This window comes from Clostridium sp. (assembly GCF_036642255.1).
Lineage (GTDB): Bacteria > Bacillota > Clostridia > Clostridiales > Clostridiaceae > Clostridium_J.
In genome coordinates this window covers 12,222-25,090 of the sequence record NZ_JAVWDJ010000033.1, presented here as the reverse complement: position 1 = coordinate 25,090, position 12,869 = coordinate 12,222, and the positions used below count along the sequence as shown (strand labels likewise).

The window sequence follows — 12,869 nt, the reverse complement described above, 5'->3', positions numbered from 1 at the left end:
CTCTAAATCCGCCATGCTAGTATACCATCACAGTTTCAAACATATCAAAATATCCTTATATTGTCAATTAAGACCAGTGCTCTAAACTTTTTCTTTAGTATGCTTTTATTCTCATTAGATATTGATTAATCGAAGTTTAAAATAACCTTTAAGGTGTTCTCTGGGTCATTTTTAATCTTATCAAAACCTGCTAGCACATCATTGAAATTAACGCTGTCTGTAATGATTTTGCTATTATCAATCTTTCCTGATTCAATCCATTCAACTACTTTTGGGAACATATTATTGTTTAATCTTGAACCTTTAATATCTAACTCTTTTGCTGTGATAGCTAGCTCTGGAATGTTTGATGGTTTATCAGAGAAGCCCATAGTCACAACAGTTCCAGCGGCTCCAGTGCAGGCTACAGCTTGTTGTAAGGTAATTCCTACGCAAGCTGCATCAATAGCTACGTCCACCCCAAAGCCATTAGTAGCTTCCATAACTTTCTCTTTTATATCTTCAGTGACAGAGTTAATTACCAAATCAGCTCCAAATTCTTTTGCTCTTTCAAGCCTTCCATCTACAATATCACTCATAATACATTTTGCACCTAACATCTTAGAAACTTGAAGGATTGTTAAAGCAATTGGGCCACAGCCAAGGATTAATACATTATCCCCAGATTGTATATTTCCTCTAGTAACAACTTGTGCAGCAATAGTATATGGTTCAACAATTCCTGCTTGATTCCATGGAATATCCTTAGAAATCTTAATTGCATTGTTTTCTGGTACTACAGCATATTCTCTAAATCCACCATCTCTATGCACACCTATAACTGCTAGACTAGCACATACGTTACTTCTTCCTTTTCTACACGCAGGGCATGTTCCGCAGCTAGTAACAGGGTTAATTGACACATGGTCTCCTATCTGTACGTTATTTACTTCCGAACCAATTTCTACAACTTCACCAGCAAACTCATGACCAATTACTCTTGGGTAAGTTGCCACTGGAGAAGTTCCTTTGTAGATACTAATATCTGATCCGCAAATCCCTGCGGCCTTTACTTTTACAAGTACATGGTGAGGATTTGTAATCTTAGGCATTTCCTCTTCTACTATTTGTATATCACCAGGTTTTATTACTTTTATAGCTTTCATAATTATACTCCTTTTTAATTGTGTTGTTATTTTAACGATTTTTACAATATGTTTCTTAAGGCTTACTTAGTGGCAAATGCTTTTAATCCCATAAAGTTACAAATTCTAAGTTCCTTTTCGTTGTAACATTATCCTAAACTTTGCAATCCTTTTATTCCTATCGTTAATATATACAAGGAAAGCTTATCACCAATCTTATGTCTTCAATGTATTAACATCCAATGGCACAGATTTATAAAACTTTTCCGTAATGACCGAATTTATTTATTGTTACAAAAGTTATAAAAACATTTATACCACTTTTGCAATCAACATATACAGAAGCACTATCTTATACAAGATATTATGTTAAGGCTTAACTGTTATAATTTTATGCATTAATACTTCATAAGCTGTTCCTTCTTTTGTAACCTGAATTATGCAAGCTACAAAAGAAGACACCAGTTTGACTTTAAATCTTATATTATTGAGTTAAAAATTTTAAAGGTATTGTTACAATTTGTGGGAATAGAATGAACAATAATAAAATTGCACACTCTACAATAAAGAAAGGCATGATTGCTTTAATAAGCCGTTCCATACTGATTTTTCCTGCTCCGCAGGCAACGTTGAGAACTGTTCCTACTGGAGGTGTTAACAAGCCTATAACGTTGTTTATAACGAACACAAGTCCGAAGTAAACTGGATCTATACCTGCTTGTTTAACAATTGGCATTAATACTGGTGTAAGTATTAATATTGTAGGGTTTACGTCCATTGCAGTACCTACTAATACAACTATAAGATTGATAACCAGCATTAGAAGAATCTTATTTCCTATAAATGGTTGAAGAATATCTGATACCAATCCTGGAATATTTCCAATAGCCATTAACCATGCTGATACCATGGCTGCAGCTGCAAGGAACATTACTACACTGGTAGTTTTTGCAGAGGAAACCAAAGATTTATAAAGCGCTTCTAAAGTCAGCTCACGATAAACGAAGAATCCTACGAATAAGGAATAAACTACAGCAACTACGCCGGCTTCAGTTGGGGTAAAAATCCCCCCCCTCATACCGATAATGATTATAAGAGGCATCATAAGCGCCCATATTGCATCTATGGCTGCCTTAAATAATTCTTTTAAGCTGCTTTTTGGTAAAACCTGTGCTTTATCCTTGCGAGAAACAATGCCCCAAGTAATAGCTAATGCAATAGCAATAATTATTCCTGGCACAATTCCTGACATAAACAGTTTACTAATAGATACTCCTGCTGTTACTCCAAAGAATATCATTGGAACACTTGGTGGAATTATAGGGGCTAATAGGTTTCCAGAGGCAATAAGTGCTGTTGATCTGTCTCTATCATAACCAGCCTTCACCATCATAGGAATTAATATAGCTCCCAGCGCTGCTGTACTTGCAACAGCAGAACCAACAAGACTAGCAAACATTATAATTGCAAGAATAGCAACATAACCAAGTCCACCTCTAATATGTCCAACAGCAACTAGCGCAAACTTAACGATACGTTTTGTTAGTCCTCCTGAATTCATCAGGTCTCCTGCTAACATGAAGAAAGGAACCGCCATCATGGCAAAGCTATCTGCACCACTAATTAAGTTTTGAGCAAGTATCTGTGTGTTAAATACATCTAGGTGAACCATCATAGCTACACCACTGAATAAAAGTGAAAATGCAATTGGAATCCCTATGGCCATAGCAAAACACAAGGATACTATGAATACTACCATTGCCATTATTTCTTACCTCCTTTTACATCTTCATTTTCTACTAATGCTTCTTCTTCAGATTCTTGTAATTGTATTAGAGTCTCCATAGCACCCTCTACAAATATTGCCTTGTATATATTAGAAAGGATATTAAGGGATATACATACACTGGCAACAATTCCGATACCATACACTAAATACATCGGAAGATTAGTGGCAGAAGCCTTACTGTCTAAATTGATCAATGTCAAATTAAAACTACCTTGTGCTAGCATTATCATAATCGCTAGGGTAATAAGTTGACCAAATATATATACTACCTTTTGTGTTTTAGGTTTAAGTCTTTTAATTATTGTATCTACACCTAAGTGAGCATTATCTCTCATTGCTCCGATGGCACCTATGAAAGTCAACCATAAGAACAAATATCTAGCCATTTCTTCAGACCATGTAATTCCAGAATTAAAGAAATATCTAAGAATTACGTTCATAAATACAAGTACTATCATACCGCCCAACATGATGGCCATTAGTACTTCAATGGATTTAAATAATTTATTCAAAGCATTATTCATGCCTTTTCCTCCTTAATTACCTTAGGCTATTTTACGTTTCTAATTTTCTCAACCATTTCTTTAGCCCATGGGTATTTTGTGTATAGTTCGTCGTATACAGGTTGCACTATCTCAATTAATTTTGCTCTATCAGCATCACTTGGAGTAGTAAATTTAATGCCGTTCTCTTGAAGGAATTTTTTGTCTGCTTCAAGGCTATTTGCATATAATTTCCATGATTCTTCAGAAGTTTTTAGTGAAGCTTCTTCAATTATTTTCTGTTGATCTTCACTTAGGCTCTTCATTAACTTATCACTAGCAATTAACTCTAAAGAAGCTACCATGTGATTAGATTCAAATATGTCAGTTTGAACTTCAAACCATCCTTCATTTCTGAATGTTGAAAGCGGATTATCTTGTCCATCAACAACCTTTTGTTCTAAAGCTGTAAATACTTCTCCTAATGGTAATGGAGTTACGTTTGCACCTAAAAGTTTACCAACTTGAATGTGTATAGGGTTATTTGGCATTCTTAATCTCATACCTTTAAAAGTATCTAATGAGCTAATTGTTTTATTACTACTAAATACTCTTACTCCGTTTGGATGCCATGACATGAAATGTACACCAGCCTTTTCTTCTACAGCTTTAGCCATTTCTTCTCCGATTTCACCTGTATAAACTTTTTTTGCATGTTCTAAATCTCTAAATAGGAATGGCCAATCCGGAATAGACATTTTATCAACTTCATTCCACATTACTGTACCTATAGCTGTCATTTCAACGTTACCATTTCTAACACTGTCCCAAAGTTCTTTTTCTCCACCAAGGACGCCGCCTTCATAGATTTCAACTTTAATTTTGCCACCAGATTTTTCTTCAACCATAGGCTTAAATGTTTCTTTTAATGCAACGTTCATAGGATGAGTTGCTGCTACAACTGTACCAACTTTAATTGTTATAGCTTTTCCATCTGTTTTAGCAACTTCTCCACTGTTAGTGCTACCTGCTGCACTGCATCCAGTAAGCATTGCCGCACCTAGAACAGCTGCTAGAGTTCTTTTAGATAATGACTTTAAACTAATTTTCATTGATAAATCCCCCTAAGTTAATATTTTTTAAGAATCTTTGATGAAAATATACCTTTATTAATAGTTTTTTTATTAGGTTGTATATTTAGAATATTCCTTATACAACCCTTCACAGATATACTACCATACTTGTATACAAGTGTCAACGATTACAAATTTCATTCTAATAAAATTAATTTTAGGTAGGCTTTTCCAATAAAATTCATGAATTTTATAATGGTAGTATTAATTGAAATAACACTAATAATTGGCCTTTTTCATCATTTCTCATTTGAAAAATAAAAATGTCATTCCCTTATCTTCCTCCACATCATAATTATTGAACTTTAAAAAGGCTATGCAAAATTTGCATAGCCTTCTTGATTTTATAATCAATGATATTTAATTATTCTTTCAAATTTTCTATTTCATAGTAAAATCTATTGTTTATTTACATAAGCATCCTTGAGGATAGTTAAGAATATAGTTCTCTACTTATGGCGCCTAATTGAAAAGTACAGATGATTCTACCCCTCAAAGGTACCGTATTTTTCTATTTCACCATTTTCTATCATCATTTGTCCTTTTGCCATTACTGAATGGATATTTAAAGTATCTTCCTCAAGAAGTACTAAGTCAGCATCATAATTAACTTCAATTTTACCCTTACCCTTTAACTTTAAGATTGTAGCTGGATTTGAGGTTATTACTTTAATAGCTTGTTCAAAAGGGACCTTATCTACAAGAATGGCATCCCTAACCTCACGAAATAAGGATGTTACCTCACCTACTCTTAATCCAATAAATTCTTTATTTTCATTAAACATTGGTAGACTTCCTTGTCCATCTGATGAAAAAGTAATTTTTTCTATGGATACACCTTCATCTAAATATCTTTTTAATCCTCTACTTGCCTTAACTTCTCCTTCTTCCCAGAAAACAGGGTCAGAGCTAGTAGTAAAATCTATGAATCCACCCTCCTTTGCGTAGTTTATTCCTTCTTCAAACAAATAAGGATTCCTATTCATATGGGTAGGAACAAATTGTGAGAATGGAATTTCAGTGGTATGAATTATTTCATATAAGGAATTAAGCATATTTTTTCCATCACCTAAATGAACATTTACTATACCTGCTTTTCCTGATAAAATTCCCCCAACTCTTACATCGGACACGAGTTTTTTAATTTCATCAATAGAAGCATGGGAAGATCTATGGTCCGACAAAGCAATTTCGCCTACTCCAATGACTTTATCAATGACCAAAATATCCTTCATTACATCACCTGTAATAGTTGTTACAGGTATTCTATATGACCCAGAATAAATAAAGGTGCTTATGCCTTCTTCTTCTAAGCCCCTAGCTTTTGCTACAAGTGAAATCATATTTCTGCTTAGGCCATCTGTACCCAAACACCCAACTACAGTTGTGACACCACCAGAAGTAATGTGGGTTAAAGTTATTTCAGGAGTTCTTGTGCTAAAACCCCCTTCTCCACCACCACCTAATATATGAACATGGCTATCAATAAATCCTGGTGCTAAAATTTTATTCTCACCATCAATTATTTTAATATCTAAATAGTTATTTATGCCTAAATTTATGTTGTCATCTATTTTTCCGATTTTATCTCCAACCACTAAAACGTCTTTTACTCCTAAAAATTCAGGGCTATAAACTTTAGCACCTTTAATTAATTTAATCATAATTATCACCCCATACTGTTCAACTCTTGTTGCTAATGAAATTAATTTAATGGACAGGTTATTCCTATCTAAAACATTGTGAAGCAAGTTCAAAATTGATTTATACAATATAAGAACTTCCTTCATTTATAAGCCTTAAGATTAAAGGCTTAGTTTATGCATCGCTAAAAACTTAAGGGAACCAATGTTGGTTCTTATATAAATTTATCCTTGTTTGGTTCCCTCCAAAAATTTGTAAAGCTTACAAACTGTCAGTTAGCTTTTATATCTGTACTTTTTAAAAATTAATTAGAACTGCCACGATAATTGAAATAGTTCCAAAAACAAAGAAGAAACCCTGCATCTTTATTTGCCATTTAGCCCATTTAGTCCACTCAATTCTAGCCACACCAAGCACTCCCATTAAGCTTGCAGAAGTAGGAATGATTGCATCAGCAAAACCTGCTCCTAGTTGATATGCTAAACAAGAAACTTGCCTTGATACACCAACTAAATCAGATAATGGAGCAAGAATTGGCATTGTTAGTGCAGCTTGACCTGAGCCTGATGGAACAAAAAAGTTAAATACTGTTTGGAATACATACATAAATACTGCAGACACTGCTGATGGCAGCTGACTTAGAGCATTCCCTGCACCATGTAAAATAGTATTTAGTGTGTTAAATTCTGTAGCAGTAGATCCTCCAAGAACTAATAGAATACCTTTAGCCATACCAACAACAATGGCTGCACCTACAAGGTCTGCTGCTCCACTTTGGAAAGATGAACCAATATCATTTATCCTCATGTCATTTAAGTTAAAGATAACTCCAATTATTCCAGATACAAGACCCATAACAAAGAATTGAGATGCTATTTCTGGAATATAGAATTCTTTTTGAGTTACACCCCAAACTATCCAAATAATAACCCCAAGAATAGTAAGTAATACAAGCTTATGTCCAAGATTAAACTCTACTTTTTTACTTTGCTCTCCTACATTTTTTCTAAAGTAATTATCTGTTTCATAAACCATAGAACATTGTGGGTTCTTTTTGATTTTATTTGCATAAGCCATTAAATAAGCTACCCCTGCTGCTGTTCCAATTATCCAAAGACCTATTCTAAAGCCAGCACCCGAAAGTACAGGAACTCCTGCTATCCCTTGTGCAATTGCAATTCCAAAAGGATTCATCCAAGAAGTTGCGTTACCAACTTGACTTGCTACGAAGGTTATACTAACCCCAACTAGGGAGTCATATCCCATGGCTACTACGAAAGGTATAACTATCATTGCAAAAGGAATGGTCTCTTCAGACATTCCAAACACTGCCCCACCTAGAGAGAAAAGTATGAATAATAGTGGTAATGCTAATGATTCCTTTCCTTTTGTTACATTAATAAAGGAATGGATACCTGCATCTACAGCACCAGTTCTCATTACTATTCCAAAGGCTCCACCTATTACAAGAATAAATGCTACTATACCAACAGCAGAACCCCATTTATCACCTGTAACTAATCCTTCAAACACATAATTTAAAACTCCAAAGCCATAAAAATCTTCTGTTCCCCAAATATTAGCGTGTTTTGTAGCTTTACTACTTGTATCATAAACAGAATCATTATATAAGGCATAAATTACTGGCTCTGTAAGACCAGCCTCATCTAACTTATTCTCATCCCATTGTGTTACATCAGTTTTTAAAAGTTCCTGTACTGTACCCTTTTCTAGCCCTGCATCCTTTAATTTTGCATCATCTTTAATTAGAACCTCTAGATTAGTCTTTAACTTACTTTCATCAAGGTCATATTGATATCTAAAGGTTTCCGTTTTCAAAACAGTTTTTGATTTTGTTTTTCCTTCTTCTGTTTGCCATTCAACCTTATGAGTATCATATTTTCCAACCGGAACAAGGAATGTTAAAAGCCAACAAAATAAAATTACACAAAAAATAATTACGTAGGTGTGTGGCATTCTAATTTCCTTTTTCTTTTTTGTTTCTCGTGACATTAATAGCCCCCCTTTTATTTTTTATATAAATATTAGTAGCAAGTTCCATGCCAAATACTCTAAAAAGTTCATTACAATAGAAATATTATGGAAAGTATAACTACAACACATGAAACATAGTTAAGTCGCAGATAAATTACAGCTTTAAGTTTAAATTTATCACATGAAATAGTTTATTGGTTATAGTAAGACGTAAAATTGGTTGATTATAAATTTATAATCAACCAATATAAACCAATAACAACCATTAATATTTCTTAAATGTAATCTTTCAATAGAGTTTTCTAATCCCTCAAACTTTTTATCTTTGTTATTCCTATAGGTGTAATTGTAGTTCCCCATCTTCCCCTTTTTTTCTCGATATAACCTAACTTTTCAAGTTCATTTAGTCTGCTTCTAATCATTTGCTCACTTAAATTAATCCCTTTATCTCTTAGGCTATGTAAAAGCTTTGCTCTGCTACCTTTTTCACCGCTTTTATTTAAGTCATATAAAGATTCTAAAATAAAAACAAAATCCCCTCTTCCATGAATTTCTTCATAAGTTGTCTCTCTTGGCTCAAGTGAACTTTTATCTTCTTTTTCCTCAATATGTTCTTGAAAGAAGCTCTCCTCTGGGAGATCCTTTAAAGTTATTTTAGAGCCATCACATACTGCAATCATATAATCTATGGTATTTTTAAGTTCTCTAACATTTCCGTTGAAAGGATAAGATAATAATTTTTGATTTACATCTTCCTGTATTATTATGTTTTCTTTACCTTCCATTCTGATAAAATGAGTTGTTAGGGTTAAGATGTCTTCTTTTCTATTTCTAAGAGAAGGAAGCTTCAAATATAAAACCTTTAATCTATGATACAAATCTTCTCTAAATTTTTTCTCCTGCACTAACTTTCGAAGATTTTGATTTGTGGCAGCAATAATTCTTATATTTACAGGAATAATTTTATCCCCACCCACTCTCATTATCTCCTTTTCTTGCAGCACTCTAAGAAGCCTAGATTGAACTCTTGGGGAAATATCTCCTATTTCATCTAGAAATATAGTACCACCTTCAGCTTGTTCAAATAATCCAGGTTTACCACCTTTTATAGCACCAGTAAAGGCACCTTCTTCGTATCCAAATAGTTCACTTTCAACTAAGCTTTCAGAGAGAGAAGAGAAGTTAACTGCTACAAAGGATTTATTTCTTCGTTTTGATTCATTGTGAATAGCTGATGCAAAAAGTTCTTTTCCAGTGCCACTCTCACCTTCTATTAACACAGTTAAATCAGTAGCTGACAACCTTTGTGCAATATTTTTTGTATTCACTAGTTCTTCACTGTTACCAATAATGTCCTTAAATGTATATTTTCCAAAGTATCCCTTTTGAAATATTTCCCTTCTAATATGATTTTCTTCAACCAAATTTTCATTTAAATCCTTGAAAATTACTACTTTAATATTATTTTCAATGATACTAAGTGCTGATATTAAAACTCTTGTTCCTCTTATTTCAAGCACCTTTGAGGCTTTTCCAATGCTACTCATTACAAAATCCTGAATTTCTTTGTCTCTGATGATTTCCTTTATATTTTTCCCAATGATATTATTTTTTTTTACCCCAAGTAAAAACTTAAGATTTTCGTTAAAAACTGTAATTATTCCTTCCTTGTTAAATGCTAGTAAGCCTTGATTTACACTATCAATTACTTTCATGGTATTATCGTATGCCTCAGATTTTTCGCTTGTTATTTCTGCTAAGCATTTACTCATATAAATTATTTTATTTAAATAAATCCTAGAAATGCTATCCCATTTTGCTTCAAAAATATCTAAGGCTTTTAATATTTCAGCAAGAGTAGTTATATCAATTAGCCTCGGTCCTATATCGATTGTTTTTTCTACTATTTTTGGAACTAGGGAAGCCTCTCCAGGAGTCACTGCATACTTTATTTTTTCGCTACAGCTACACCCTGGATAATAAGGAATAAAATTATAGTTACTAATGCCCAGCCTTTTTAACCATTCAATGCATTCTACTATGGTTTCTTCACAGTCATTCACAAATAGTACATTTTCTCCGCTAGGAATAAACAACAACTTTTCTATTTCACTATAATTAATTACCCTTCGAGCAACAATAATTGGGCATTTATTTTGAATAAATTTTATGGCATCATCGTAAATAAGCTCAGTTGAAATTACTACTAAATCTGCATTTATTTTTTTTGTAATTCCTTCATCAATTGCATAGGTATCTACCTTTGCAAAATCCTCAACGTATATCTCTAATTGCTCTTTTAAAGTAATTTTCGTGCCTACTGTGCCTGTAATCAACGCAATTTTCTTTTTTAACATGTAAATCCCCCAATTACAATTTATGAATATCAATTTAAGTGCTAGTACCTTTATTAAAGTATATCTTATTCTGAAAAATTTTACATCTTCAATTTTAGAATCAATAAACGCATATAAATGGTAACTTATTTAACAATGTTACTTAGGTAGCCATTGTATGGAATTGATTTATCTTTTATGCTTTTAGTTTCAATATTTTTCAAGTTTCCGTGTAACCATTCTGAATCCTCCCTAGTAATTATGCTTACACACAAAACTAATAGTTTGTACATATTATATGATTAGGAAGAAGTTTTTCCAAAATAAAGTTCAAAATGGAGACGTGATTGAAATAAAAAACTGTGATAATTATAGAGATTCAATTTATTTGCCAAACCCTATAACTCAAGTGGCTGACATGCCTTATCCTCTTTATTTATCTCTTCAAGGGAAATACTTTGTAGGATATGCAGATGATTTGGAATTTAGACATGGTAATATTGCATGGGCAGGGTTAGTAAATCCATTTAATTCAGGAGTGAATCTTTTTGTCTTTGTTTGGACAGTTACTAATATTGGACAAGAGCCCCTATTAGCTGAAATATGGTTTAATACTGCTCCGTCTGGTATTCCTACAGAATCAGAGTTAGTGACTCCAGCCAACACTGCTTATAGACCATTGCCGATACCAAGAGTAAAATTGCTTAAAGCAAGTAATGTTCTTGGAGCACCAGTTAGTGGAAATAGGGTATTAGAACGAAGAGTGGTTTCGGAGGTTACAATTGCCAGTGATGAACAAGGTAAATTCATATTTCCTCCTGGAGGATCCTTCATTATTACTTTTAAAAATGCCGAGCCATCAAATGAACCTGGAGCAGGGCGAATTGCTTTTGGATGGTCGGAAGAACCCATTAATGATAATAGAAAATTAGGAGGTAATTAGATAGTGGACTGTTGCAATCATAACAAGAATACCATTCTTTTACCCAATCCAATAACTCAAGTAGCAAGCATGCCCTACGCTTTATATTTATCCCTACAAGGGAAATACTTTTTAGGATCTACAACTGTTTTAGAATTTAGTAATAGTACAAGCGCATGGGCAGGATTATATAATCCCTTGAATTCTGGTGTTAACTTGCACGTTTACTCCTGGTTGGTTCCAAATAATGGACCATCACCAATAAGAGCCCAGGTGTGGTTTAATAGTAATCCACCAGGACAACCAATATTGGTACCAATAGTAACACCATCAAATACGGCGATTCACCCTTCACCAAGACCCAAAATATTAATGTTCCAAGCAAGTAATGTGACAAGTGAACCAGTAGGTGGCGTAAAAGCATTTGTTAGAAGAGCTCCTTCAGAAACTACAATTAGTGATGATGAATTTGGAAAGTTTATTTTTCCACCTGGGGGGTCCTTTGTAATGTTCTTATCTAACCCGGAAACGCCTGATTTACCTGCAAGTGCAACGGTAGTCTTCACATGGTGGGAGGAAAGAATAGATTTCTGTCAATAGATTAAGGGGATGTTTATTTACTGTGTAATATAAAATAACATCCTTTTTTATGTAATTGGAGGCCCTCTTTGGTAAGAGTTACTACATACTTTGTTTTTTACTACAACTACACCCTGGATCCTTATTTGACTACTAAACTCCAGTCTAGTTATTTCCGCAGATTACATTTTTCTTATCTCCAAGTGTTAACCCAAAGATCATAATAACATTTGTTAGATTAATTATAACAAATGGTTTCCTTGGTGAAGGTCTGAATATTGTATTTTAGAGGTGTAGTATAAAATATCAATATAGTTATGATCCCTCTAAGTGCTATAAAAACTTGTTTTAAGGTATTAACTTGGTAAGATTTTTTTACTTTTACGGTTAAAAAGATGATTGAGTTATTGGAGTTATATGCTCTGAAAAGGCTTGTATAGTGGCTATTAATGAAGATTTTAACGAGTGGAATTTTGAACTGATTAAGTTAACAATATAAATCCCTACCGTTTATTTGGCGCTTTATCATAATAAATTATTTAAGAAAAACTCTTGCTTTTTGTTTAGGTCTCCACTATAATCAATTTCAGATAGTTTTAGTATGATTTAATAAATGCTTAGAGCAGGAAAAGTAAAGTGCATGAAACAGACAGAGAAGAGCTCCTTGGGTGAGAGAGCTTTATGATAGATTGCAGTTGAAGTGCCCCTGTGAGCAGATAACCGAAATTTAGTAGGCTTATCCGGGTTTCTCCCGTTATAGAGATAGGGTATGTAAGTACCTGAGAAAGATAGACATTTTTTATGTCTAACCAGAGTGGAACCGCGGAATTTTACCTTCTGCCTCTGAATTTTTATTCAGAGGTGG

General features: G+C 33.6%; 9 protein-coding genes and 1 other annotated feature. Of the genes, 2 read left to right on the top strand and 7 right to left on the bottom strand.

Annotation, left to right across the window (positions count from 1 at the left end; all coding sequences use genetic code 11):
• Positions 1–125: 125 nt before the first annotated feature.
• The 7 genes from RR409_RS15360 to RR409_RS15330 form a co-directional block, all read right to left on the bottom strand.
• The gene (locus RR409_RS15360) at positions 126–1,145 is read right to left on the bottom strand and encodes a zinc-binding alcohol dehydrogenase family protein (protein WP_332558650.1); all 1,020 of its coding nucleotides are present in this window, start codon (positions 1,143–1,145) and stop codon (positions 126–128) included.
• Between the two features lie 463 nt (positions 1,146–1,608).
• Positions 1,609–2,889 carry a TRAP transporter large permease subunit gene (locus RR409_RS15355; RefSeq protein ID WP_332558649.1) on the bottom strand — a complete coding sequence of 427 codons (1,281 nt, stop codon included), beginning with the start codon at positions 2,887–2,889 and terminating at the stop codon, positions 1,609–1,611.
• Complete coding sequence (locus tag RR409_RS15350) at positions 2,889–3,437, bottom strand: TRAP transporter small permease (RefSeq protein WP_332558648.1); 549 nt, start codon at positions 3,435–3,437, stop codon at positions 2,889–2,891. Before RR409_RS15350 ends, RR409_RS15355 begins: the two co-directional genes overlap by 1 nt.
• A gap of 26 nt (positions 3,438–3,463) precedes the next feature.
• The gene (locus RR409_RS15345; RefSeq protein WP_332558647.1) at positions 3,464–4,507 is read right to left on the bottom strand and encodes a TRAP transporter substrate-binding protein; all 1,044 of its coding nucleotides are present in this window, start codon (positions 4,505–4,507) and stop codon (positions 3,464–3,466) included.
• Positions 4,508–5,013: 506 nt separating this feature from the next.
• Positions 5,014–6,192, bottom strand: a complete 1,179-nt coding sequence (iadA, locus tag RR409_RS15340) for a beta-aspartyl-peptidase (RefSeq protein ID WP_332558646.1) — start codon at positions 6,190–6,192, stop codon at positions 5,014–5,016.
• 277 nt (positions 6,193–6,469) lie between these two features.
• Positions 6,470–8,185: a putative basic amino acid antiporter YfcC gene (yfcC, locus tag RR409_RS15335; RefSeq protein ID WP_332558645.1), complete on the bottom strand. Its 1,716-nt coding sequence runs from the start codon at positions 8,183–8,185 to the stop codon at positions 6,470–6,472.
• 284 nt (positions 8,186–8,469) lie between these two features.
• Positions 8,470–10,524: a sigma 54-interacting transcriptional regulator gene (locus tag RR409_RS15330; protein ID WP_332558644.1), complete on the bottom strand. Its 2,055-nt coding sequence runs from the start codon at positions 10,522–10,524 to the stop codon at positions 8,470–8,472.
• A gap of 322 nt (positions 10,525–10,846) precedes the next feature.
• Between RR409_RS15330 and RR409_RS15325 the strand changes: the two genes are divergently transcribed.
• Both RR409_RS15325 and RR409_RS15320 read left to right on the top strand, forming a co-directional pair.
• A complete protein-coding gene (locus RR409_RS15325) occupies positions 10,847–11,446 on the top strand; it encodes a DUF6143 family protein (RefSeq protein WP_332558643.1) in 600 nt (199 codons plus the stop codon).
• A gap of 3 nt (positions 11,447–11,449) precedes the next feature.
• Complete coding sequence (locus RR409_RS15320) at positions 11,450–12,025, top strand: DUF6143 family protein (RefSeq protein ID WP_332558642.1); 576 nt, start codon at positions 11,450–11,452, stop codon at positions 12,023–12,025.
• A gap of 588 nt (positions 12,026–12,613) precedes the next feature.
• Positions 12,614–12,852, top strand: a binding site (T-box leader).
• Positions 12,853–12,869 lie beyond the last annotated feature (17 nt).